The following is a 24,438-nucleotide window of genomic DNA, read 5'->3' as shown; positions in this document are numbered from 1 at the left end:
AAATCTATGGTTCCAAAAGGGAACCTAACTTTATAAGCGGCCTATTTAACTCCGAATACCCGGGGTTGCCCCTGGATATTGCGTCGGCTCACATCGACAACCGCAGCATCTTTTAGGAAATTGCGTCCCAGCAGCATCACTACATCGGTACCACCCTCATCGGTGAGGCTGACTTCGACCAGATGGGTGACCTCCCCTACGGTCAGGTTCATTTCCACCACCGGGCGCCGCTGGCTTGGAAATCCGACACGTGTCGTGCGGATATGGCGTTTTATCGGCAGCTCGATAGAAGCGGGCTTGGCTTTGCTATCTGCCTGCGGCGGTAACAGCTGCACCCTGATCCAGTCTTCACCATCGCGCTCAAAGCGTGTCAGTGTCTGGGCGCGCAGAGTGGTCGTCGGCGCACCGGTATCTACGATAGACTCAATAATCAGGCCGGAGGGTTCGATGGAGATTTCCTCCACAGCCCCGAGCACCAGCTTGTCCTCAGCAACGGGCACTTCGACTATTTTTTCAACTCTTCGTTCGATGACTTTTTCAACAACCCGGATTTCCGGCTCCGCACAAATCACTTCTGCAAGCTCGGGGCACTGCGCTATTTGGCCCTGTGGCTGCCCCACTGGTGCAGCAGCGGGCGCAGCCCCCTGCGCGCTCTGTTCGGGATACATCAGCGATTGACAGCCCAGCATCAACTGCACCGTCACCAATAACCACAGAAGGGAAAATTTCTGCATCCTAACGATTACCTCTAGCCCCATTAGCATTCCAGTCCGACCACACCGTCTTCGCAGCGTTCACAGTAGCAAGCGCAGAAATTCCTTCCCACACCAGGCAAAAGGTCGATATTAGCCTATGAAAGAGCCCAGTGAACAGGGATGTTCCTACTCTCGACCTATGCAAGCGCCACAATGTGACGCGCGCCAAGTCTTGAGAATTCGAATATTGCGTGTGAACCGTTACAGCATTGAAGGTAGATGAGCCGCAGGAAGGGCACCCCTTTGAGCGCCGGAAAAATCTGATTCAGCTGCGCTGCAGACGCTCGTCGATTCCTTTGAGGATAACCACCAGCGGCTCAGCACCACCGCGGTTTTTGAAATACTCCTCGGCAATAGGAGCGATACCGCACCGCTGCGGCAACGGCATCTCCCCCTCGACCAACTGGCGCATACGCGGCAGGAAGATGAACTGCAGCCACTGGGGCAGAGTCAGGGTATCGACACAGAAAGGTTCGCTGCTGGCCAGGGCCTCCGCCGGCGGCATCTCCTCCTGCCACAGGGCCATAAGGCGCAATTCCGCTTCGAGCTGTAACAATTGATCGGCGACTTCAGAGTAGATAGCTTGCATAAAATCCAGCACCTGGGGCCACCCTTTCTGGGCGGCAAAAGACTCCGGCATCCCGGATAAACAGGCCGGGCCTGCTGGTGAAAACCGGGATGCCAATATAGACATTACTCAATCCGGCGATTAAAAGGCGGCAGTGAATTGAGAATCGCCTGGCCGTAACGGCGACTCACAACCCGGCGATCCAGCAGTGTGACGGTGCCGCTATCGCCCTCCGCGCGCAGCAGGCGGCCGCAAGCCTGTACCAGCTTGAGGGCTGCATCGGGCACCGTGATCTGCATAAAGGGATTGCCGCCCTTGGCCTCAATCCACTCTGCCAGGGCCGCCTCGATAGGGTCATCGGGCACAGCAAACGGCAGCTTGGCTATCACCACATGCTTACAGTAATCCCCCGGCAGGTCGAGGCCCTCAGCAAAACTGGCAAGACCGAACAGCACACTGCTGCCGCCACCATCGACAATCTCACGATGGCTGTCCAGCAGCAGCTGTCGGGACTGCTGACCCTGCATCAGGATACGGTTGCGCCAGGTACCCGGCAACGCCTCGTACACGGTTTCCATCTGGCGGCGGGAGGAGAACAACACCAGGGAACCGCCACCCTCTTTGAGCAACTCCGGCAGGGCATCAATCACCGCATCGGTGTGTTGATCTGCCTTGCCCGCATCCACCGCGCAGGCGGGCACTTGCAGCGTGGCGCGGGAAAAATCAAAGGGACTCGGCACCACCTGGTAACTGGCATTCTCCGGGGTGCCGGCGCGCATGCGCAGGCGGTCAAACTTACCCAGAGCTGTGAGCGTCGCCGAGGTAAGTACCGCACCATAACAGCGCCGCCACAGGCTGTACTCCAGTGTTTTGCCCGCCAGGATCGGCGAACTGCACACTTCAAAATCAGTGGAGCCACCCCAATCTACCAGGGTAATCCAGCGCGCTTGCGGTAGGGCCCCATCGGCATCGGCGCGGGCGTAATTAGCCCACAAGAGCAAATTGGCCTCGGCGCGCCCATACCAGCTACCCAGCTGTGGGTACCAGCGCTCCAGGTCCACAATGGGTACCGGCGAGTGCGCGTCCTCCAGCATGCGCTGGGCTGTTTGCAACATTTTGCCCAGCAAGCCTTCCAGCTCATCAAAGTCCTCGCGCAGCTTTTCCGCCAACTGCATCATGGACTCCGGCACGACACCGCCCTCAAAACGGTGGCGGCTGGTATTGCCGCGCTCATCCTCAAACTCACAGAGTTCTTCGATCAGCGGCCACATCTGCTCCAACCCCTGCTTGGCGGAAGTCAGTGCCGCCGGCAATTGTTCGCCACAACGATCCAGCTCAGCGCCGTCGCCGATCTCGCCGAGCATCTGGCCGAGGGCCTTATTGGCTTGATCCAACCAGCCCGTGGAGGCGCCGACACGGCTGTGATGCGAGAAATGATTTAGGGCCTTGTCCGGCAGGTGATGAGCTTCGTCGAGGACGTAAATCGTCTCCTCGGGGGGCGGCAGAATTGCGCCGCCCCCCAGGGCCAAGTCCGCCAGTAACAGGTCGTGGTTGGCGACAATCACCTGAGTCTTACTCAGGCTCTCCCGCGCGCGGAAGAAACTGCAATTGGTGACATGGGGGCAGCGACGGCCACTGCACTGGCGGTGATCGGTGGTCACCCGACCCCAGTCTTCGGCCTCGATGGTCTCCGGCCAGTTGTCGCGGTCGCCATCCCAGCGCCCCGAAGCCAAATTGTCAGTCATTTTTTGGTAGAGGGCGACACTCTCCGCCTCGACCTGGGGAAGCTCATCTTCATAGAGCCCGAGAGAGAGGCCGGTGCCACTGGCGGAAAAGCTGGAAAGCAATTGATCCAGCTTCGACAAACACAGATAGCGACCGCGCCCTTTGGCCAGGGTGAACTCAAATTTGAGACCACTGTGGCGGGCCACCTCGGGCAGATCTTTGTGGATAATCTGTTCCTGCAGAGCCACCGTCGCGGTGGAAATCACCAGGGTTTTATCCTGGGCCTGGGCCAGGGGAATTGCGGCGAGTAGGTAGGAGACCGTCTTACCGGTGCCTGTGCCGGCTTCCACCACACAGATATGCTCCCCATCGGTTTTTTCGCTATCGCGCTCGCCACTGGCATTCTGGGTAATAGCGCCGAGGGTGCGGGCAATAGCCGCCACCATAAGCTTTTGCCCATAGCGGGCTGTTAGCCCACGGCTGGACAGGAATTGGCTGTAGGCGGCCTGGATGGCACTTTTGTGTTTGTCATTGAGCACGGGGAGTGAGGTCTATTCGCTAGTGAGTGGCGCAGGGGGCGCTATTATCTACTAAGCGTCCCCTCGCCACCAGCGCCGCAACAGCATCGCTGCCGGGTGGCAATCACTCAAACGCCAAACGCGAAACCACCGGATTGGCATAAGCCTGGATAGCCTTGTCGCGCCAGCGCTCATCGATCTTGGCCATGCGTGCCTCAAACTTCTCGCAGGTTTCCCGGTGCTCCCCAGCATCCCAAGGCTTGTGGGGGTAACCCACCGGCAACCCGGACACCTCACCATAGATCTTCTCATAGGCGATCAGGTTGGTGGGGTGCAGGGTGTAATTACCAACGACCTGCCGATCGATCTCCTCGGCGACGCTGTTAACATCATTGAAGTCCGCCTCGATGGGCGTGCCAAAAGCGGTGTGCACACGCCCTTTGAAGCCGATAACACCCTTGCCAATAGAAGCGAGGTCCTCGTTCTTCGCCTTCTTATACTCTTCCTTGTGCTCGGTAACGTAGAGCTCCTTGGCTTTCTGACCGTCGCAGGGGTCCCACTCGTAAGAAATGGACAGCGGCACGATGTGCAGCTTGCGCCAGAAATCGGCAAAAGGGGTATCTCGATCCTTAGTCATCGCGAACATAGCCGCCAAGGCTGGATTCGTCCGATCCATGCCGTCCTTCGCACGCCCAGAGCGCTGTGCGATCCACACATGCTCGTTGTCGTTCACAATGGAGTGATAGATGTAATTGGATAACTTGGAGGCCGACTGCAGTTTTTCGCGGCGGCTGCCCGAGCTGCGTTTGACCGTAAAACACTTATTGAGCTTCATGATATCGCTGGCAAATTGCTTGCTGAGCAGGTTGTCGCCAATGGCGATACGCGAAGTCTCATGCCCCTCTTTGTACATAGAGACAATCGCGAAGGCCGGGTCCATGGCGATATCCCGGTGATTGCTCACAAACAGGCAGGCGCGATCCCGCGGCAGAGTATCCAGCCCGCTGATCGTCAGCCCGGAGGTGGTGCGATTCACAACCTTGTCGATGTACTTTTCTACAACCGCCTGCACACCGCGCACGTCGTGTACTTTACGAAACTCAAAGCGTAGGAATTGGCGTACCAGCCAGGCCAATGGCCCTTCCAAACGCGCCAGTTTGGGGATGAGGAAATGGGCTACGGCGTGGGACATCTCCGGATCGGCAATCAACCGGTCCAGAACATCGCGCACTTCCTCATCGCGATAGGGGCGCATATCCTCAAATTGAGCGGGGTCTAACTCACTTGCTCTCATGAAATCACTACCTGCCGGACCTACGACTAGCGGCCCGGGCTCATTTTATTGTGCGGCCACAGGATGGCCGGGATAAGAAATCGGCGCAGAACATACCGGAAGCCTCGCCGAACTGCCAGCACCTCACCTGACCAGATACCTGACCGAAGCGTAGGAATCCCTCTTAGACGAATCAGTCAGCCAAAAGGTCCTCCCGCTCTATTCGTTATTGAAAGTAGACTTCACCGCCCCAAGCCGAGAGAATAGGAGGATTAACCGTCGCCGACGACAAAAATAACGAATACGGCACATGCCACGCAGTCAAGCAGGAGTCCACCTTGTCTCAAGCCAGCCCCAATAACGAACCGCGTACACCCAGCCTACTGGATGCGCTGATCCCCTTGGGCGTCCTGATCGCGCTCCTCTCGCTGTCGGTCTACTTCTACGGCGCCGACTCTTCCTACGGTCCGAACCAAATCGCACTGCTGTTATGCGCCTGTGTGGTTGCTCTGATGGGCATGAAGAATGGCCATAGCTGGAGTAATATGGAAGGCGGTATGTTACACGGCATCGGTCTGGTATTCGGTGCGATCCTCATACTACTGGCAGTGGGTGCTCTGATCGGCAGCTGGATTCTGGCCGGCACTGTGCCATCCATGATTTATTACGGCGTACAGATACTCTCGCCCCAGTGGTTCTATGCCGCCAGCTGTATTATCTGTGCGGTGGTGGGCCTCAGTATCGGTTCCAGCTGGACCACCGCTGGCACACTCGGTGTCGCACTAATGGGTATTGCCGGTGCCCTGGGCCTCTCCCTGGAAGTCACCGCTGGCGCTGTGATTTCCGGCGCCTACTTCGGCGATAAGATGTCCCCGCTATCCGACACCACCAACGTGGCCGCAGCGGTAACCTCAAACGACCTGTTCCAGCATATCCGCCACATGATGTCGACCGCGATTCCAGCCTTCGTCATTGCCCTAGCGGTTTTTGCTTTCCTCGGTTTTACCACCGAAACCAGCACTGCCTCCGCCACCGATATCGAGTCGCTACTAAACGCGTTAAAAAGTGAATTCAATATCTCTATGGTGAGCCTGTTACCGCTAGTCTTGCTACTGGCCATGGCTTGGCGCAAAGTCCCGGCCTTTCCGACGCTGATCATTGGCTCCCTCGTTGGCTGCGTAATCGCCCTAATTATCGAACCAGAAAGCGCTCGCCGCCTCGGTGGCGGAGAGGGCTTTTTAGCCCCATTGAAAGGCGCTTGGTACAGCCTGTTCGATGGCTACAAGTCCACCTCCGCCAATGAAAATGTGGCCGAACTCTTATCTAAAGGTGGTATGAGCAGCATGCTCAATACCGTATGGTTGATCACCTCCGCCATGGCTTTCGGCGGCGCCATGGAGCGCGCTGGCTTCCTTCAGGTAATCGTCAACTGGACACTAGCCCAAATCAAAACAGTCGGTGGCTTGGTCACGTCCACAGTACTCACCTGTTTTGGCATGAACCTCGCCGCCGGCGACCAGTACATGGCCATCATTATTCCCGGCCGCATGTTCCGTGAGGCCTTTGCCGAAAAAGGCCTGCACGGGCTGAATCTGTCCCGCACTCTGGAGGACTCCGGCACTATTACTTCGGTACTGATTCCCTGGAACACTTGTGGAGCCTTTATGGCCGCCACCCTCGGCATCCAAACTATTTACTATCTGCCCTACGCCCTGTTCAACATTATTTGCCCACTGCTGGCAATCGCCTACGGCTGGTTGCACTTTAAGCAAAAGCCCATCTCTGTGGCGGCTACGGCAACTTAAGAAAAAGGAAATCGACAAGCCCCCATGAGTGAAAGCGGTACCCTGAGCGCCCTGATACAAGAGGCGGATTTTAAATTGCATTGGTTTGATATGGGCCGGCGCCTGCAGCCTGTATCCAAGTCCACCGCTGAGGCCTTCGAGGCGGGGCAACAGGTTTGGCCCCACCCTTACTTACGCCAGGCCTGGTGCGGACTTCTGCTACAACCCGCAGAGGGCGGGGAGCCGATTGTCTGGTTCCTGCGCTTCCCCCTCGATGAACAGGGCAAGCTGCAATTGTCCGCTCGCGACAACCTGTTGCGCGCACTGGCACAAGAACTTAAACAGGGATCCGCTTCGGAATCTGCCGCACAGTTAGACCAGTTGCTGCAGCAAAGCGGCCTCCTGTTCACCCCCTCGACTGAACGACAGGCCACCTTTCACGCCCACACAGGGCTGCTTCTGAAACGTGAGCCCAGCGCTCACTATGCCGCTACGCTCGGCTATTTGCACAATCCGCAAGAATCTCGCTGGGACAACTTGGCACTACAGGGCATTGCCGACCTCGCCGTACACTGGAAGAACAATAAAGCTCTCCTTCTGCGCCAGTTACCCCACATTGCCGCACCAGTGTTGATCAACCTGTGCCACTGCTTGGAAAATGAATCGATTGATCACCAGTTGGCGGAGGCCATCGCCATGTGTGCACGTGCGTCTTTGCACAGTGACATCCCGGACTACGCGATAATCGCCGCGGCCGTGCGCGGTATTTCCCACTCCCCCGCACAGGGCCTGCGCCGCACCCTGCTACAGGAACTGTTACAACAACAAACGCAACAACGGCCCGAATCCACTTCGCCCCCTATCGAGTTGCTCGCTGCCATCGGCAGCCGCTGCCCACAGGATCTTCAGGAGCAAGAATTGGCCAAGTTGTGGTTGAATGCGCTGGCACACAGTAACAACCAGAGCACATTCAACTTACTGCTCTCCGACTTGATGTTTCTCCCCCTGGTCCGCGCCTCTTTATTGGGCGTATTGCGCAATCCAGCACGGGAGGAGGCTCTGGCGCAGGCATTCGGTAATTTCCTGCACGGTCCAAAGCCTACCCACTAACGCGTGAATAATGAAATAGATGGGGCTCCATCTATTTCATTACCTTACCGGCATAATCGTCCTCTCAGAAATTCCTCAGCGCCTCTTTTCTTCTGACCCATTCAGCCGCTTTTCGATAGGTAAAGAGCCGCCAATTTTTTGGACCTTTTGCCCAGCAAAAAAGAAAAGCATCTAAAATTTATACTCCAACCCAAAAGGCAAACCACTAAAACAATATTGGAAAGACAATTCCGTTCCAAAAAAAACGAGATACCCAGAAAACACAGTTTTTACAGCGCAAAAACAAATAAACTGGCATCGCTTTCTTCTTGACTTAACCTCTGACCGTTATTTTCTCCCTGCGCCTATTACACTCAATTAGGCGGTATCTTTGTAAAGCACATTTTACAAAGCTGACCAACAGGTGACGTTTTATTGGCTATGCTAATGGCTAACATCAACGGAAAGGAGTTAGGGGATGAATTTCACTCCAGCCAAGTACTTAATCGGAATTATCAGTGCACTGGTTCTAGCAGGTTGCTGTAGCCCTCCGGCACCGCCAGCTTACTGCCCACCAGGCGCTGAACAAATTCCAACTTCTATGGCTTGTCCTGCAGATGCTGACTGCTGGATGGCTTCAGACAGAGTACGCTGCATGAAAGTGGTGAAGTAGAATCATTTCAAGCAGAACAGCGTGGTGATTCATACTAAATGAGGTTTTGATAAAATTTGCCCTAGTAGGTACACAAATAACTAAGCATTATTTAGTATGAATCACCACCAAATGCCGCTTTAACGAGCGGCATTTGTTTTTTTGGTAGCTCATTCTTAACGAATACTCCCCCCTTGTAATACACTGTAACGCCTTAGGTATCAGCCCGGCACAGGGAATGCGATAGCATTGCCAACCTTTTGAAAGCAAGTACCAGTAAACGCGCACAAAACTGCAAAAAAAACTCCTCACAAGAGAGCGAATCAAAGATCACCATGACAAGTGAAACCCTGGCCCTAAGTCGCGCCGCAGCTATTCGACAACTGCAAGCACATTTCGAAGAACAAAAGTGGTCCCTGCGTGAACTTTTCGCTACCGATCCGCAACGCGTAGAAAATTTCAGCTGCGAGGCCGCGGGTATCTACTTGGACTTCAGTAAAAATCACCTACGCCAGGATACTTTGCAATTATTGATCGACTATGCCGAAGAGCAGAATCTAAACAGCAAAATTTCGGCCCTCCTCAGCGGAGCCAGTATCAACAACACTGAGCGTCGCCCTGCGCTGCACACAGCACTGCGCTTTCAAGGAGACGCAAAGACTGAACACGAACGCGCCGTAGCTGATTGCCGCGTACAAATGCAGCGATTTGCCAATAAGGTACACAGTAAAGAATGGCTGGGATTTAACGGAAAACCCATCCGCCATATTGTCAATATCGGTATTGGAGGCTCCGATCTCGGCCCACGCATGGTGGTCGAAGCCCTGACACCCTGGCATAGGGATCGCATTCACGTACATTTTGTGGCGAATATTGATGGCGCCGACCTGAGTGACACCCTAGAGGACCTGAACCCGGAAGAAACCCTGTTTATTATTGCTTCCAAGTCATTTTCCACCCTGGAGACACGGGAAAACGCTCTGAGCGCACGCCGCTGGATACTGGCCGCCGGCTCAAATGAGAAGCAACTGGCCCAGCACTTTGTTGCGGTTAGCAGCAACATAGTTGCAGCACAGGACTTCGGCATTACTCCAGAAAATATTTTTCCTATCTGGGATTGGGTGGGGGGCCGCTACTCCCTGTGGTCCGCTATCGGTCTGCCGATTATCCTCGCTTGTGGCTACAGCGTTTATAAGGCGTTATTGGCCGGCGCCCACAGTATGGACAACCATTTTGCCCAGGCTCCCCTGCAGGAAAACCTGCCGGTACTGCTGGCTCTTATCCAGTTCTGGTACCGTCAGTGCTGGAGCACCAAAAGCCAAGTGGTCCTGCCCTACGCACAGCGCTTGTCCAAATTTCCCGCCTGGATGCAGCAGCTCGATATGGAAAGTTTGGGCAAAAGCGTGGATAGAGACGGCAAGCCGCTGGGATACCCCAGTGGCGGTGTGGTCTGGGGCGCGGAGGGCACCAACGGACAGCACTCCTTCCACCAACTATTGCACCAGGGCACCGACCTGATTCCCGCAGATTTTATCGCCATTAAGCAACCCACTTCCGAATTACACGAGCAGCATCGCTGGTTATTGGCCTGCTGTATTAGCCAGAGCCAAGCCTTATTGCGTGGAAAATCCTTACACGATGCCCGCCAGGAACTGGAAGAGGCCGGCCATACACACCGCGAGGCTCATTCACTGGCTCCGCACAAAGCCATCCCCGGCAACCGTCCCAGTAACACCTTGATCCTGGAAAAACTCGATCCTCACCACCTGGGCGCTCTACTCGCTCTTTACGAGCATAAAGTTTTCTCAAGTGGATGTCTGCTGGGAATCAACCCTTTTGATCAATGGGGTGTAGAGCTGGGCAAGCAATTGAGTTCCCAAATTTATCAATCTGCCGAAGCCGCGATACCCGAAAACTGGGATAGTTCTACTCGCAGCCTGATGGAAAAACTGCTGTAAAAAGATTTCTCTACTAGCTTTGAAAAGTACCTTCTTAAAACAAGTAAGGCCGCATTTAAAATACGGCCTTTTTTTTGCAAAACTCACTTGGAAACAATCCATTCACTTATTCAATGCCTGAGTAGCCAGCCACACTCAATAGCTACCCCCAAAATAACCACCTTACCAAATACTGGCATGCCAATTTATTCTTGTTCACTGAGCAATAACCCATGAAATGGTTTATTTGGCGTCGATACGATTTTTAAGTAATGGCTCAACCAGATCCAAAGGTAGCGGAAACACGATTGTTGAGCTGTTATTGGCACTGGAAATATCAACCATCGTTTGCATATAACGCAGGGTGATAGCATTCGGATTTTGCGATAATTGGTTAGCCGCCTCAGTCAATTTCAATGCCGCTTGCGCCTCACCCTCCGCATGAATCACTTTGGCACGTCGGGCCCGCTCCGCCTCAGCCTGCTGAGCAATCGCGCGCACCATACTCTCATCCAGGTCGATATGTTTTATTTCAACATTGGTGACTTTAACACCCCAAGCATCAGTCTGCTCATCGAGAATTTTCTGAATATCCACATTAAGCTTGTCCCGCTCGGAAAGCATTTCATCCAATTCATGCTTACCCAGTACTGAACGCAAGGTAGTCTGCGCCAACTGACTGACCGCCTCGTGATAAAACTCGACATTAATAATCGCCGACTGTGAATTAATCACCCGGTAATAAACCACAGCATTGACCTTTACTGAGACGTTATCGCGGCTAATCACATCCTGGGAAGGCACATCCATCACGATCGTGCGCAAATCCACCCGCTCCATCGTCTGAATGATAGGGATAATAATAATCAGGCCAGGGCCTTTAACAGTTTGGAAACGTCCCAGAAAAAATACCACCGCACGCTCATATTCGCGCAAGACGCGGATGGCATACATCAGCAGCAACAATATCGCGAGCACTAACAGCCCAACAAAATAACCGACCATGCTTCTCTCTCCCTGTAACCACCTGCAAAATTTGATAGAGCAAAAATGCCCTTATTGAAGACTAAACCTTATTTCTATCCGGGCTCCACATAAAGCAACAAACCGCGCTGGGCGACAATTCGCACCCGCTGCCCAGGCTCGAGAGGCGTTTCACAATGAGCACGCCATATTTCTCCATCGAGATGCACTAATACTTCATTTTCGTGCACATTACTGACAAGCGCCGTACGCCCTACCAGGGCTTGATCTGAGGCGAGTCGTGGTTTACGCAAACTCCTGCCCACAGCCAGCAGCAGACCCAGGAGAAAGATTCCACTCACTCCGGCAATAGCCGCGATCAGTTTGCGCGACACCTGCATTCCAGGCACATCAGTATCGATCAACATGACCGAACCAATCACTAAGGCGATAATCCCGCCGATTCCCAAAGCGCCAAAACTGGGCATGAATACTTCTGCCACAATCAATAGTGCCCCAACAATAATCAGCGCCAGACCGACGTAATTAATTGGCAAAACTTGCAGGGCATAAAATGCCAATAGCAAACAGATAACCCCGACTATTCCAGGGACAAAAGCACCGGGGCTATAGCCTTCAAAAATCAGGCCGTAAATACCTATCAGCAAAAGAATATAAGCCACTTGCGGATTGGTAATCAGTGCCAGCAATTCATTGCGCCAATCCGGCTCGTACTCTTTTATAGGCAGCTGTGCAATTTCTGCTGAAATGGTAATCTCCCCAGAATCAAGAGAAACCTTGCGCCCAGCAATCTGCTTGAGCAGATCCTGGTCATTCTTGGCGACGATATCGACCACATTCAGCTCGAGTGCTTCCGCAGCCGTGAGGGTCGCAGCTTCCCGCACAGCCTTTTCTGCCCAATCTGCATTGCGCCCATGGCGCTGGGCCAAACCGCGAATAAAAGCAATGGAATCATTAACGACCTTGCGCTCCATGGCCGTGCCGGACAGCGGTTCTTCCTTCTTGCCCTCTTCGCTTTCTCCCTCACCGTCTTGCTTTTCTTTTTTCTCTTTTTCTTCACTCTCTTGTGGCTTGCTGCCCGGACCCGGAGTTCCCGGTGGCCCACCGATCTGCACCGGTGTAGCGGCACCGAGGGTGGTGGCCGGCGCCATAGCGGCTATTTGGCTGGCATAGAGGATATAGGTACCGGCACTAGCAGCACGGGCACCAGAGGGATAGACAAAAGTGGCAATCGGGATCGGGGAGGCGAGAATGTGCTGGATAATATCGCGAGACGCCGCATCGAGCCCCCCGGGGGTGTCGATATGCACAATGATTAAGGCTGCACCGCGCTCTCCGGCCTCCTCGGTAGCGCGCTTAAAATAATCTGTCGTGGCTGGACCTATAGCACCATCAATAGACAGCAGTGCCACATGGGGAGAGGTGTCCTCCTGAGCGGCACTTTTCGACATTAAAACGATAAAGAGCAGCGCCAGCGTAAGCGCGCCGCGCAAGAAAACCGCAGGCGTTATCGAGTTCGACATGCATCTTTCCCTGATGCGATTGCGGAGGTGCCCAGGCCAACCTCAACGGTTATGGCCGGGCAACCCAATCAGATTAACAGAAAAGTGCGGTCCTATCCGTAAACAAGCTCTGCTGGCGTTATACCTGGTTGCGGCGACTGTGCCAGTGAACCTCACGGGCATACTCGTCCACTTGGCCTTCCACCCCCAGCAGCAACGCAAACAGTGCCATACGCACCAGCAGGCCGTTATCCGTCTGGCGGAAGATTGCCAGACTGGGGTGTTCGTTCAGATCGGTATCCAATTCATTCGCTTCGGCGCGAGAATCCCTTGGCAGAGGGTGCATGATCACCGTATTGGGCTCCGCATAGCGGGTAAAAATCGCCCGGTTTAAACGGAAGCGCCCGCGGTAGCGGTTGGCCTCATCCTGAGAAGAAAAACGCTCTTCCTGAATGCGTGTGGAGTACACAATATCCACATGGGCGATCGAGGTCTCCAGCTGATCGGTGACGGTCACCTCGTGCCCTACCGCACGCAACTTCTCCACGATTTCCTCGGGCATCGCCAGTTCCGGCGGCGATACCAGGGTAATGTGTACCTTGCCGAACAAGCACAGTAACTTGCATAGGGAGTGCACTGTACGACCGTGCTTGAGGTCGCCGATCATGGCGATACGAAAATCGTCCAGAGTACGGTTGTGCCCCGCCAGCTCCTTGCGAATAGTGTAGAGGTCCAGCAGCGCCTGGGTTGGATGCTCATTGGCACCGTCACCGCCGTTGACCACCGGAACACGACTCGCCTCGGCAAACTCAGCCACCGAACCCTCTTTGGGGTGGCGCATACAGATCACATCGCTGTAACCCGACAGTACCCGCGCCGTATCGTAGAGAGACTCCCCCTTGGCCATTGCACTGGCGGTAATTCCCACAGTTTCACGCACGGTACCGCCCAGCAAGTTAAAAGCAGCGCCAAAGCTCAGGCGAGTGCGCGTACTCGGCTCCATAAACATATTGCCGAGAATCGCCCCCTCGAGCACACGTGTTACTTTTTCACGCTGGGCATAGGGGGTCATGGCGTCAGCAACATTAAAGACGCGCTCAATGTCGGCACGCTCAAACTGGCTGACGGACAGGATATTGGCTCCGATAAAGTCCATGGTTACTCCAGTGGTTGCGCCTTGTGGGCGCCGGTTCTTCGCGAGCGGCATTCTACTCGGCCCCAGTTACAGAACCCAGTCCAGATACACCGCTAACGGGGTAGAAAAGCCGGAATCAAGCCAACAGGCTATCACCCCAGTTTTCCAATTCGGTAAGCAGAGTCGCCCGTTGCGGGTGCTGCACCCGCAGCTCAGACAACTGGCGGAAGTAATCCTCCAGGGTGATGGAAGCTCCAGCGGTGGAATCGGTTAAACGCTGGAAACACCAAATCTGCCAACGCTGTTGCTCCTCTTCCGACAACGTCTCTGGGAAGTTGCGCGCGCGCATACGGAATAGAAGCTCCGGCAGGCGCTTGTCACTAAAAGGTATTTCTCCAGCCAGCGCTTCCGGCCCGCGGGTAGCCAAGCCCCGGTGCAGCTCACGGCAGATATCCCGATCCGCATCATTGAGGAAACCTCCATACAGGTCAGCCTCAACATCTTTCGGTGGAAACTCCCGGTCCAGGAACACATTGTGCAATTTCTCGGTCAAGTCGATATCTTTGAGTTTCTGCCAATTGGCTTCGCAGACAGCACGGTCGATGCTCAGCTCAGCGGCGCGCTTGTCGTCAAGCATATTCGCCGGCGCCAGCACCGGGCACTTATTCAAATGCACCAATTTCAGACCCACAGGCAATTCGCCCTCACCGAGCTTGTCGCGGGATGTGTAGAGGCGCTCGCGCAGGCTATCGGCATCCAGGTTGAGCAAGGGTTCGGGGTCCATCGCCAAGTTGGCGACGATCACCGCATTGCGGTTAACCGGATGGCTGGCCAGGGGCATGACATAAGTCAGATGCCCATGATTGGCGGAGACTTTACCGGAGATATGCAGCAGTGGGCGACGCTCGCGCATATCGATCATCTTGGCCACTTCCTGCTTGCGGCGCAGGCGGAACACATAATCGTAAAGCTTCGGTTGTTGTTTGCGAATCAACCGCGCCATATCGATAGTGGCGTGAACATCCGAGAGCGCATCGTGGGCACCCTCGTGGGCAATATTATTCGCGGCGGTCAACTCTTCCAGGCGGAAGGACGGCGCACCGTCTTCGCGAGTCGGCCACTGAATGCCCTCGGGGCGCAGGGCATAGGTGAGACGCACCATATCGATAATATCCCAGCGGCTGTTGCCGGAGCGCCACTCGCGCTCATAGGGGTCGAGAAGGTTGCGATATAGGGTGTAGCGGGTGACTTCATCGTCAAAACGTAAACTGTTGTAACCCACTCCACAGGTGCCCGGCGCACCGAGTTCAGCGAGAATGCGCTGAATAAATTCAATCTCCGGCACGCCATTGGCCAGGGCTTTTTGCGGACTGATGCCGGTCACCAGGCTCGCCATCGGCTGCGGCAGGCAGTCTAACGAAGGGCGGCAGTAAATCATCAGTGGCTCACCGACGATATTCAGTGCTTCGTCGGTCCTGATACCGGCAAACTGCGCCGGCTTGTCGGCACCAGGATTTGTGCCCCAGGTTTCATAATCGTGCCAATAAAGTGTGCTTGAACTCACGGTACCTCCATAATTTGGCGGCATCATACCACCGAGCGCCACGCTATCTGGACACCTGGGCACAGATTTGGACCACAGCCAACCACCTCAGTCCGAAAACGTTGGTTGCAAAGCCGCCACCGCCCTTTAAAATTCGGCGTTTCCACGAATTTAAGACAGCGCTTCACTCTATGAATATTCGCCAACTCCTCTCCGACAAATTCCAGGCCGCCATGCTCGCCGCCGGTATCCCCGAAGAATGCGGCCCCATCGTGGCACCTGCGAAAAAAGCCGGATTTGGCGACTACCAAGCCAACGGCGCTATGGGCGCCGCCAAGCGCATGAGCACCAACCCCCGCGAGCTGGCTGGCAAGATCCTGGAGCAACTGGATAAGGGCGATATGATCGAAAAGGTCGAGATCGCCGGTCCGGGCTTCCTCAATATCCACCTGAGTGAGCAGTGGCTGGGCCAGCAACTGTGGGCCGCCCAGAGTAACAAACGCCTGAATGTCGCCGCAGCGCAAGAACCAAAGACCGTAGTCATCGACTACTCCTCCCCCAACCTCGCCAAAGAAATGCACGTAGGCCACCTGCGCACCACCATTATCGGTGATGCCCTGGCGCGTCTGCTGGAGTTCCAGGGTCACAAGGTGGTTCGCCAAAACCATATGGGCGACTGGGGCACCCAATTCGGCATGCTGCTGGCGCACCTGTCCGATAAGCTGGCAGACAGCGATGCAGAGGTGGCGCTGGCCGACCTGGAAGTGTTCTATCGCGAAGCCAAGGTGCGCTTCGACGACGAGGAAGGCTTCGCCGACCGCGCTCGCGGCTACGTGGTAAAACTGCAAGGTGGCGACGAGCAGTGCCTGAAACTGTGGAAACAGTTTATCGATATCTCCATCAGTCACTGTGAAGAAATCTATTCCAAACTGAATGTTACCCTTGAGCAGGGCGACATCTATGCCGAGAGTCGCTACAACGACGATCTGCCGGTACTGGTTAAAGAGCTGCTGGATAGTGGCATCGCCGTAGAGGACCAGGGGGCGATCGTAATCTTCCTGGAAGAGATGGCCGATAAAGAGGGCAACCCCAGCCCGATGATTATCCAGAAGAAAGGCGGCGGCTACCTGTACGCCACCACCGATCTGGCCGCTATCCGCTACCGCACCAACCAGCTCAATGCCGACCGCATCCTCTACGTAGTGGATGCGCGCCAATCCCTACACTTGCAGCAGACCTTTGTCGCCTCGCGCAAAGCGGGCTTTACTCCAGAATCTACCGCCCTGGAACACTGCACTTTTGGCACCATGATGGGCGACGACGGAAAGCCCTTTAAAACCCGCAGCGGTGGTACTGTAAAACTGGCCGCCCTGCTGGACGAAGCGGTAGAGCGCGCGGAAAAACTGGTAGCCGAGAAAAACCCGGAGCTGGATACAAAAACCTGTGCAGAAATCGCGCGCAAGGTGGGCATCGGCGCAGTGAAATATGCAGACCTAAGCAAAACCCGCACTAACGATTACATCTTCAGCTGGGAATCCATGCTGAGCTTTGAGGGCAACACCGCCCCTTACCTACAGTATGCTTATACCCGCGTACGCAGTATTTTCCGTAAAGCCGGTATTGAGCCCAGCGAACTGAAAGGCAATATCCAACTGGAAAGCCCGCAGGAGCGCGCCCTAGCCATTAAATTAAGCCAGTTTGGCGAAGTGCTGGATCAGGTAGCCAAAGACACCTTCCCACACGTGCTCTGCACCTACCTGTATGAGCTGGCCAGTGCCTATATGAGCTTCTACGAAGCCTGCCCGGTACTGAAAGAAGGCGTAAGCGAAGAGCAAAAACATAGCCGCCTGCAATTATGTAACCTGGTGGCCAGTACGATCGCGACTGGCCTCGGCTTGCTCGGGATTGAAGTCATGGAGCAAATGTAAATTGTTCCTGCCCGGCCCCACCTCCAGCAACCATGCAGGCAGGCTGGCCGGGCGGCTCTCTGGCGGGCAGACTTCCTCTGTCTCCCGCCAAACCATTCCACACCATCCATTGCCCCACATAGGCCACCTTTTCCCCACCGGCCTAATCGAAGGAAAGTAACCCGTGAAAATCCTGATTACCGGCGCCTCCGGCCTGCTGGGCCGTAGTGTATTTAAGCAACTTTCCAACAACCCTACTTTTTCTGTAACCGGAACCGCTTTTTCTCGCGCAGGCGAAAAGTTAATTCGCCTGGACTTATCGGATAGCAGCGCGGTAAAAGCTTCTCTGCTGGAAATTAAGCCGGATGTGGTAATCCACTGTGCCGCCGAGCGCTGGCCTGACCGCTGTGCCGATAATCCAGATACCGCCTGGCAGCTCAATGTCGGCAGTACTGAGTTATTGGCAAAGTACTGTAGCGAAATCAATGCTCAGTTGGTGTATATCAGCACCGACTATGTCTTTGATGGTACTGCCCCACCCTACACTTCCGATGACACACCCAATCCCGTGAATTTCTATGGCCGCAGCAAATTGGCAGGAGAGGAAGCGGTACTGAACAACGGTAACCATTGGGTATTAAGGTTGCCCTGGCTGTTTGGACCCGTCTCCTACCTGGAGGAATCGGGTGTTACCGCCCTATTAGAGACACTGCGAGAACAAAAACCGGTCACACTGGATCACTGGGCAATTCGTTTTCCCACCAGTGTGGAGGAAGTGGCAGAAGTATTGGAGAAATGCTTGTCGAAAACCCAAGGAGGTACCCAGTTTGAAGGAATCTATCAGTGGAGCGGCGACACTGCCTGCACCCGTTTTGAACTTGCCCATATTATTGCCGAAGTATGCGAGTTGAGTGCTGACCATATCAGCGCAGAGAGCGAACCTAATTTTTCAGTACCGCGCCCCTACAATTGTCAGCTGGATAAATCACGCTTAACAAACCTGGGCATCAAAGGGACCGAAACATTGCCTCAGCAACTGGCACGCAACCTGAAATCTTTTATCCAGAATTAAGATCTAATGGAAAACCAATAAAAAAAACAAATGGTATAGGGATGTACCTGTGCCGGTGTTTACGCCGGCATTAACTTTTGTAATTGAGCACTATTTATAGCTAACAAGCGTTAATGGCAGTTATTACAGGAGTGGCCATTTATCGACTCAGGGAGGAGTCGTGAAATCGCCAATTTAAGACACTCGAACCTTAGGGAAATATAGATGAAATTAAAACGTTGGCTTTCTGCTGGTGCTCTGATTCTGGGTAGCTTTGCAACCCTGGCCTCCTGCCATGCGGATAATGGTCGCCATGGAAAGCGCCTGCACCAAGCAACCAAGAATGAAGATGCCCAACCGATTATCTGGATCGGCGACTTCAATAACTTTGACGATGCCGTAGCATTGATGCTAATTGCCAAAGACCCGCGCTATACCCTGGAACTGGCAGTGGTTGAAGACTCCTTCAATACTGTAGCGCACGGAGCCAATACGGTTTACAACATCCTCGAGTGGCTGGGCAACAACGATACTAAAGTGATTCGCGGTGCCTACTTTGCCACAGAAGAGGTCGCCTACGGGGCTAACGGTAAGGCTTCCAGCGCTCCGGTAAATGACGAAAAAGCTGTAGCTGGCCGCGATGATTACCAGCTGCCCAACTCCTCAGATTTCAGCACCGGCACCTGGAACCTGGAACGCCGCAATGCCATGGGCATTAATCTCTATGGCCAGTATGTACCCGGCCCCTGGCGCGACAACGGCTCCACTCTATACGGCACCGACCATTTGATTCCCCGGGCAAAACAGGATCACTATCGCTACCAGGGCAACAATGGTGTTTCCTTTAAGTTTGAACTGGCCGAAGACATTATCCTGGAAACACTGGATAACCTGGAACAGTCTCCAGTCGTTTTCAATACCGGCAAACTGACCACCCTGGCCCGCGTACTCGGCAAGGCCAATGAAGAACAGCTGTCTAAAATTGACCGTGTGATAATGATGGGCGGCGGCTTTGAAAATTACGAACCCTTCACCGCAAATCACGAGGCTGCTTGCTTCGGCGATAAATCCCGTAACTTGGGCGGGAATATTTTTTCTCACCCAAGCTTCGGCTGTGAAAGCGACTTCAGCACCCACCAGGAATTCAATATTCTGCTCGACCCCCTAAGTGCACAGTGGGCTTTTGACGCCCTGAGCGAAAATAATATTGAAACCTATCTGGTGCCCACCAACTCCACCGATATGGCCAAAGTACAGGGCAATACCATCGAAGCCCTGGCTAAACGCCGTGCAACTCCGGAAGCCTGCTATACCTCCAAACTGCTCAGCTCCATCCGAGAATTTGAAGGTGGAGATTTCCAGGGTAACGGCGACTTCGCCATGGATGCCGTTATTCGCCTGTGGGATATTATCGCCGCACTGGTGCTGTTGGAGCCTGAAACTCTGGAGATGGATCTGATACCTGGGTTTATCGAAGTCGACCAACTAAATGCTGGCCTGGCCGACAGCATGACGCCTTATGACCCCATCACCTTCGACCCCACCGTGGGCAAAACCACCTTTACAGAAAACGGCAAGGGCTTGGAAGTGAATGTGGTTATTGGCATCAACCATGACGCTGCTCGTACAGCGATGATTGAGCGTCTGCGTGATCGTTTTAATTCTGCGCGGAAGGGGCCGAGATGTCGTGCTATAAATTTTTAAATCCGATATAAAGACTATTTCAGATAGCTCAATAGAATCTAGCAAATAATCAGCCTCCAAATCAAAATAATATTATACTTGCCAACACAGAACTGAGTTCTGTGTTGGCAAACCACAGTGAAAATACAAGAGCTTTATTTAGCACTCTAAAGAAAAGTTTTTATTCATTAACTTACGAAGAGTATTTATAGCTTCAACATGGAGCTGCACTATTCGTGTTTTACTTAAGCATAAATGCTTTGCAATCTCTGCGAAGCTTGCTTCTTCTACATATTTCATTCGTATTATTTCTTGATGCACATTAGACATTTTTTCAAGCTTTTCAGTCATCTCCAATAAAAAAGCGCTGTATTCTGGCGAGGCATAAGGAGACTCAATAGAAACAGAATCTTCAAGGCACCAGTAGTTATCAAGTATATAGGCGTAGCCAAAATCTAAAGTAGCAGATACAATAGTATTTAATAAATCAGACTCAAGATCTTTTTCATCAGTATTATTATTTTCCCCGCTGGAAATCTTACCAGATGACTCGGAAAAAAAACTTAATCTTTCAGAGTAGCTTCCCAATCCATTAATAATACTACCTTTAATCCTAAATGAAGCATATGTTTTAAAATTAACACTTCTTTTCCTATCATATCTATCTATAGCTTCCAACAAACCAATGCTAGCCCACTGATATAGGTCTTCAACATCGACACCAGTAAATTTTCGGCGGGAATAAATACGTCTAGCCAAGTAGAAACTATAATCTTTATAGTACTCGTAAAGCCAGGTACGTGCGCAACCAATAGCTGGACCAGATAGCGCATCCCACTTTTCAATTAATTCACTGTCTTCTGTAGACATCTTGAAATATAAACTACCTAAAACTTCCCACCAATGAATACGCGAGCAAGGACCAACCCTCAATCAGCACAAACACGAGTATTTTGATAGGAAGAGAGATAGTTGTAGGTGGCAACATAATCATACCCATGGACATAAGGACACTTGCTACAATTAAGTCAATCATTAAAAATGGAAGAAATATAACAAATCCAATTAAAAAAGCAGATTGTAGCTCGCTAAGCAAAAAAGCTGGGACCAAAATAGATAAATCAAGATCCGTAGGTTGACTTGGTATATTAACATTAGATAAGTCAGATATTAATGTAATATCCTTCTCTCGAGTCTGGCTAATCATGAACTCCTTGATCGGTTCCTTCGCCAAATCGACAGCATTGCTTAAAGATAACTCCTTATTAATATAAGGCGTAACGGCAGCTCTGTTTACTTCCTCAAACACCGGCAACATTACATAAATGGTTAGGAGGAGAGCAAAACTTACCAACACAGTGTTAGGAGGTGTGCTAGGCATAGCCAATGCTTGCCTCAGCATAGACAACACAATAACGATTCTTGTGAACGCTGTTAATAGCATTAGCATTGCCGGCGCAACACTAAGGAGTGTTAATAACAATAGGACTTGAATCGGGGCCGCTAAATCGCTCTCTTTATCACCAGAATTAACTGAAAAAGTAAATTCATTATCAAAAAAATCAACTGAGTCAGATTGTGCAAAACCATCAATGGGCATTAAAATAAATATAAGAACCAATAACAAAGAGAACTTAGGCACCAGAATCAACTTCCAAATTGGCTTCCCCAGACAAAAGGGTCACACATATACTACCTGGCTGCTGTACAATTAAAGTCTGCTTACCATCAACAACCAACAAATAAGCCATAAGCTTATTATCTATAATTTTTTTCTCAATTAGATCTATATTATTCCCTTTCAACAACTCTCCTCGTCTTTTAAGACCATTGAACTTAAAAAAAAGAAAAATAACGACCAAAGAAAACAAGACCACAAAATATGCATTTGAAAACAAGCCCTCCTGAATTAAATCTTGTTTAAAAACAACGGACTCTTTTTGAGCTACTTCTAGCTGGTTCTCCTGCTCCAGACGAGGTATAAGATCATCATCGGCAACCACTTGAACCGAGACAGCTATCAAAAGCATACTAAAGAAAAACCGCAATAAACCCAGGAATGTCAACCTTTAAAGACCTCTTCAATTTTCACACCATAATAACCATTAACAACCACAAGAATTCCTTTAGCAAACACCTCATCCGCAACTGTTAAATTTACATATTGATCTGTTGGTGTATCTAGCTGAATGATATTCCCAGCTGATAAAGTGGCCAATTTCTCAAAGGAAATACTCGTATTTCCAAGCTCAACCTTAACCTCCACCTCAATCCCTTTAAGAAACTTTGGGTTAATCTGTTCAAACAATTTTTTACCGTTACTCTCATTCATTTCAGAAGGTTCTAAAACATCGATCTCATTTTCAAAGGACATAACAACTCCTAACTATCAATTATCCCAGGACTATTTAAGAATATGGCTCTATTTGAACCCTTCTTACAGAGGTACCCGAGAATACATACTTGACCATTTTCAGAAACTAAACGAATTTCTTCATTAACCTTTTTATCTGTCCTAATAACATCACCAACTTCAAGATTCTTAATTTGGCTTAAGCTTAACAGGACAGGGGTTATTTCAGCTGCGTATTTTAACTCACGATCCTTTAATAATGAGTTAAATTTAGAGATTCTTTTCTTATCAGAGAAAAACTGTCTCCTATTGCCAATTACATCATTAACAACCGATTGATTAAGATGCAGCCTGAATAGAAAATCATCCTGAAAGTACAACTCAACTGAAATCCAACCTGAACCATAATTGAAAATAATATCATCTAATTTTTTATCTACAGCTCTTAATCTTTGACTCTCATCAAAAATAGAAATAAAATCAGAGAAAAATTCAAGCAATAATTCGGAGCTTATAAAATGGGCGAAATCATCGTCATCAACTGCTGTGTTTAATAGCTTTTCCAGTAAAATGGACTTATGATCTTCAGGAAGATCAACAATTATGTTTTCTGTATAGTATGAAGCTGAAAAGGATTTGTCAGCAATATCTAATGAGTATGCATTACTTATCGAAACCTCCTTAAATTGACAACCAAACCACTTAAAAGAAGCCCCTAAAACTTCATCACATACCCGGCTATAAAATTTATCAATCTCGTCCTTAGAAAAAATATAAAAGTTGCTACTATTCATCTATCGACCTTTAGAGCTATTATATAATTCTTCGATCATTTGATTAGAAACAGTGAGCACCTGAGAACAGGCTTGATATCCCCGCTGAATTATTATAATTTCTGAGAATTCATCCGTTACATCTACATTTGAACGCTCCAATGAAGAGGATTTAATACTTCCAACAATTGGTTCATCAGCAGTAGCAATAATCTCCGGGATACCTTGAGCTTTAAAAAGGCTGTTAGACATTACCTCAAGAGAACTTGTATCCAAAAAGTTAGCTAAGGCCAATGAAAATGGCTCCTCAGTCATACCATTAGAATAAGTTAACACCAATCTTCCATCAGAATTGAATTCAGTGCTAAGTAAAATTCCCTCTCCGCGCCCATCAGTATTTATCGCAGTTAAACTATTAGTTTGAGAAGGAAAACTTGTCAAACCATCAAACTCTCCGGCCTCACCGGATTTGAAAAGAATTTCGTGTGTAAGATCGTTATTTAATAGCAGATTTACCGGAAACTCATTTAATCCAGAAATCGGTGATCCGGCGGAAGTAAATCCCAGTAAGCCTTCACCAACCAAGCTGTTGCTTTCATTAAAAACTTCTGCTTTCCACTCTCCAGATACCTCTTTTGTATACTTAACAGTAAGTGAATGAAGGGCACCGAAAGAATCATAAACCTCTACTGTAATTGGAGGGTCCGTAGCGAGGGGAAATTCTGTATTATCAGCGGCCAGAGAGCTTAAATTACCAGATAAGTTTACTTCTGTTGTAGGAATAAAGTCAGTCGACTGCCATTCAGCTATACTAATTTCTGTTAGCTCACCAGACTCTGATAATGCTAAAACATCTCCACCTGTGCTAATATCAACAAGTTTACCTTCATTAAATTCAAACTGTCCTGCTCGAGTATAAAGATACTGATCGTTAGTTTTTATAATGAAAAATCCATCACCATCAATAGCTAAATCAGTATTTTGTCCTGTTTTAAAAATATCGCCTTGAGTAAATTGTGTTTTGGAACCCGCAAATTTTATTCCATCTCCAAGACGATTATCATTCAGCTCTCTAAAATAACTATCCTGCTTTTTAAATCCAGGAGAGTTCATATTGGCAACATTATGACTCAGATTATCTAACTTCCTAGTAAAAGCCTTAAATCCCGATAAACTATTTCCTACAACACTGAGTAGAGACATAAA

20 protein-coding genes are annotated in these 24,438 nt (G+C 51.1%); 6 read left to right on the top strand and 14 right to left on the bottom strand.

Annotated elements, in window-relative coordinates; translation table 11 throughout:
• Window positions 1-41: 41 nt before the first annotated feature.
• The 4 genes from Q1A69_RS04435 to Q1A69_RS04420 all read right to left on the bottom strand — a co-directional run bounded on the left by Q1A69_RS04435 (window position 42) and on the right by Q1A69_RS04420 (window position 4,860).
• Window positions 42-734: a RimK/LysX family protein gene (locus Q1A69_RS04435; RefSeq protein WP_299581691.1), complete on the bottom strand. Its 693-nt coding sequence runs from the start codon at window positions 732-734 to the stop codon at window positions 42-44.
• A gap of 286 nt (window positions 735-1,020) precedes the next feature.
• On the bottom strand, window positions 1,021-1,449 hold the full coding sequence (locus Q1A69_RS04430) for a YqcC family protein (protein WP_299581688.1): 429 nt from the start codon (window positions 1,447-1,449) through the stop codon (window positions 1,021-1,023).
• The gene (gene dinG, locus Q1A69_RS04425) at window positions 1,449-3,587 is read right to left on the bottom strand and encodes an ATP-dependent DNA helicase DinG (RefSeq protein WP_299581685.1); all 2,139 of its coding nucleotides are present in this window, start codon (window positions 3,585-3,587) and stop codon (window positions 1,449-1,451) included. The genes Q1A69_RS04430 and dinG overlap by 1 nt, the downstream gene beginning before the upstream one ends.
• Window positions 3,588-3,690: 103 nt before the next feature.
• A complete protein-coding gene (locus Q1A69_RS04420; protein WP_299581682.1) occupies window positions 3,691-4,860 on the bottom strand; it encodes a 1-acyl-sn-glycerol-3-phosphate acyltransferase in 1,170 nt (389 codons plus the stop codon).
• A gap of 317 nt (window positions 4,861-5,177) precedes the next feature.
• Here Q1A69_RS04420 and nhaC point away from each other — a divergent pair, with 317 nt between their 5' ends.
• The 3 genes from nhaC (at window position 5,178) to pgi (ending at window position 10,322) form a co-directional block, all read left to right on the top strand.
• Window positions 5,178-6,644, top strand: coding sequence for a Na+/H+ antiporter NhaC (nhaC, locus tag Q1A69_RS04415; RefSeq protein WP_299581679.1), 1,467 nt, complete (start codon window positions 5,178-5,180; stop codon window positions 6,642-6,644).
• Between the two features lie 24 nt (window positions 6,645-6,668).
• Window positions 6,669-7,733, top strand: a complete 1,065-nt coding sequence (locus Q1A69_RS04410; protein WP_299581676.1) for a DUF3549 family protein — start codon at window positions 6,669-6,671, stop codon at window positions 7,731-7,733.
• Window positions 7,734-8,699: 966 nt separating this feature from the next.
• Window positions 8,700-10,322: a glucose-6-phosphate isomerase gene (gene pgi / locus Q1A69_RS04405; RefSeq protein WP_299581673.1), complete on the top strand. Its 1,623-nt coding sequence runs from the start codon at window positions 8,700-8,702 to the stop codon at window positions 10,320-10,322.
• Window positions 10,323-10,544: 222 nt separating this feature from the next.
• Here pgi and Q1A69_RS04400 read toward each other — a convergent pair whose 3' ends face one another.
• From Q1A69_RS04400 to sbcB, 4 genes are all read right to left on the bottom strand, one after another.
• Complete coding sequence (locus Q1A69_RS04400; protein ID WP_299581670.1) at window positions 10,545-11,306, bottom strand: slipin family protein; 762 nt, start codon at window positions 11,304-11,306, stop codon at window positions 10,545-10,547.
• Between the two features lie 74 nt (window positions 11,307-11,380).
• A complete protein-coding gene (locus Q1A69_RS04395) occupies window positions 11,381-12,808 on the bottom strand; it encodes a nodulation protein NfeD (RefSeq protein WP_299581667.1) in 1,428 nt (475 codons plus the stop codon).
• 118 nt (window positions 12,809-12,926) lie between these two features.
• The gene (locus Q1A69_RS04390) at window positions 12,927-13,943 is read right to left on the bottom strand and encodes an aspartate carbamoyltransferase (RefSeq protein WP_299581985.1); all 1,017 of its coding nucleotides are present in this window, start codon (window positions 13,941-13,943) and stop codon (window positions 12,927-12,929) included.
• A gap of 115 nt (window positions 13,944-14,058) precedes the next feature.
• Complete coding sequence (sbcB, locus tag Q1A69_RS04385; RefSeq protein ID WP_299581982.1) at window positions 14,059-15,510, bottom strand: exodeoxyribonuclease I; 1,452 nt, start codon at window positions 15,508-15,510, stop codon at window positions 14,059-14,061.
• Window positions 15,511-15,656: 146 nt separating this feature from the next.
• On the opposite strand from sbcB, the gene argS reads away from it, so the two are divergent.
• The 3 genes from argS (at window position 15,657) to Q1A69_RS04370 (ending at window position 20,127) form a co-directional block, all read left to right on the top strand.
• On the top strand, window positions 15,657-17,393 hold the full coding sequence (argS, locus tag Q1A69_RS04380) for an arginine--tRNA ligase (RefSeq protein WP_299581664.1): 1,737 nt from the start codon (window positions 15,657-15,659) through the stop codon (window positions 17,391-17,393).
• Window positions 17,394-17,556: 163 nt separating this feature from the next.
• Entirely contained in the window at window positions 17,557-18,444 is an 888-nt protein-coding gene (locus Q1A69_RS04375) for an SDR family oxidoreductase (protein ID WP_299581661.1), read from the top strand.
• Between the two features lie 204 nt (window positions 18,445-18,648).
• Entirely contained in the window at window positions 18,649-20,127 is a 1,479-nt protein-coding gene (locus tag Q1A69_RS04370) for a nucleoside hydrolase (RefSeq protein WP_299581658.1), read from the top strand.
• Window positions 20,128-20,265: 138 nt separating this feature from the next.
• Here Q1A69_RS04370 and Q1A69_RS04365 read toward each other — a convergent pair whose 3' ends face one another.
• From Q1A69_RS04365 to Q1A69_RS04340, 6 genes are read right to left on the bottom strand one after another with little or no spacing between them, the layout of a single operon-like run.
• Window positions 20,266-20,976 carry a sigma-70 family RNA polymerase sigma factor gene (locus Q1A69_RS04365; RefSeq protein ID WP_299581655.1) on the bottom strand — a complete coding sequence of 237 codons (711 nt, stop codon included), beginning with the start codon at window positions 20,974-20,976 and terminating at the stop codon, window positions 20,266-20,268.
• 13 nt (window positions 20,977-20,989) lie between these two features.
• Complete coding sequence (gene fliP, locus Q1A69_RS04360) at window positions 20,990-21,748, bottom strand: flagellar type III secretion system pore protein FliP (RefSeq protein WP_299581652.1); 759 nt, start codon at window positions 21,746-21,748, stop codon at window positions 20,990-20,992.
• Window positions 21,741-22,172 (bottom strand): hypothetical protein, encoded by a 432-nt coding sequence (locus tag Q1A69_RS04355; RefSeq protein ID WP_299581649.1) that lies wholly within the window; start codon window positions 22,170-22,172, stop codon window positions 21,741-21,743. The genes fliP and Q1A69_RS04355 overlap by 8 nt, the downstream gene beginning before the upstream one ends.
• Window positions 22,169-22,480, bottom strand: a complete 312-nt coding sequence (locus Q1A69_RS04350; RefSeq protein ID WP_299581646.1) for a FliM/FliN family flagellar motor C-terminal domain-containing protein — start codon at window positions 22,478-22,480, stop codon at window positions 22,169-22,171. The genes Q1A69_RS04355 and Q1A69_RS04350 overlap by 4 nt, the downstream gene beginning before the upstream one ends.
• 8 nt (window positions 22,481-22,488) lie before the next feature.
• Complete coding sequence (locus Q1A69_RS04345; protein ID WP_299581643.1) at window positions 22,489-23,253, bottom strand: FliM/FliN family flagellar motor switch protein; 765 nt, start codon at window positions 23,251-23,253, stop codon at window positions 22,489-22,491.
• The gene (locus tag Q1A69_RS04340) at window positions 23,254-24,435 is read right to left on the bottom strand and encodes a flagellar hook-basal body complex protein (protein ID WP_299581642.1); all 1,182 of its coding nucleotides are present in this window, start codon (window positions 24,433-24,435) and stop codon (window positions 23,254-23,256) included.
• Window positions 24,436-24,438: the final 3 nt, after the last annotated feature.

The sequence above is a fragment of the uncultured Microbulbifer sp. genome (assembly GCF_947498635.1).
Classification (GTDB): Bacteria; Pseudomonadota; Gammaproteobacteria; order Pseudomonadales; family Cellvibrionaceae; genus Microbulbifer; species Microbulbifer echini.
The sequence above is the reverse complement of the archived record's forward strand: the minus strand, read 5'-3'. Positions and strand labels throughout refer to the sequence as shown.

Coding starts and splice junctions, on each gene's coding strand:
- Q1A69_RS04350 (WP_299581646.1), bottom strand. CDS start 22,480: ATGTCCTTTGAAAATGAGATCGATGTTTTAGAACCTTCTGAAATGAAT.
- Q1A69_RS04365 (WP_299581655.1), bottom strand. CDS start 20,976: ATGTCTACAGAAGACAGTGAATTAATTGAAAAGTGGGATGCGCTATCT.
- Q1A69_RS04430 (WP_299581688.1), bottom strand. CDS start 1,449: ATGTCTATATTGGCATCCCGGTTTTCACCAGCAGGCCCGGCCTGTTTA.
- sbcB (WP_299581982.1), bottom strand. CDS start 15,510: ATGCCGCCAAATTATGGAGGTACCGTGAGTTCAAGCACACTTTATTGG.
- Q1A69_RS04370 (WP_299581658.1), top strand. CDS start 18,649: ATGAAATTAAAACGTTGGCTTTCTGCTGGTGCTCTGATTCTGGGTAGC.
- Q1A69_RS04390 (WP_299581985.1), bottom strand. CDS start 13,943: ATGGACTTTATCGGAGCCAATATCCTGTCCGTCAGCCAGTTTGAGCGT.
- argS (WP_299581664.1), top strand. CDS start 15,657: ATGAATATTCGCCAACTCCTCTCCGACAAATTCCAGGCCGCCATGCTC.
- pgi (WP_299581673.1), top strand. CDS start 8,700: ATGACAAGTGAAACCCTGGCCCTAAGTCGCGCCGCAGCTATTCGACAA.
- Q1A69_RS04345 (WP_299581643.1), bottom strand. CDS start 23,253: ATGAATAGTAGCAACTTTTATATTTTTTCTAAGGACGAGATTGATAAA.
- Q1A69_RS04340 (WP_299581642.1), bottom strand. CDS start 24,435: ATGTCTCTACTCAGTGTTGTAGGAAATAGTTTATCGGGATTTAAGGCT.
- Q1A69_RS04395 (WP_299581667.1), bottom strand. CDS start 12,808: ATGTCGAACTCGATAACGCCTGCGGTTTTCTTGCGCGGCGCGCTTACG.
- Q1A69_RS04410 (WP_299581676.1), top strand. CDS start 6,669: ATGAGTGAAAGCGGTACCCTGAGCGCCCTGATACAAGAGGCGGATTTT.
- Q1A69_RS04420 (WP_299581682.1), bottom strand. CDS start 4,860: ATGAGAGCAAGTGAGTTAGACCCCGCTCAATTTGAGGATATGCGCCCC.
- Q1A69_RS04435 (WP_299581691.1), bottom strand. CDS start 734: ATGCAGAAATTTTCCCTTCTGTGGTTATTGGTGACGGTGCAGTTGATG.
- Q1A69_RS04400 (WP_299581670.1), bottom strand. CDS start 11,306: ATGGTCGGTTATTTTGTTGGGCTGTTAGTGCTCGCGATATTGTTGCTG.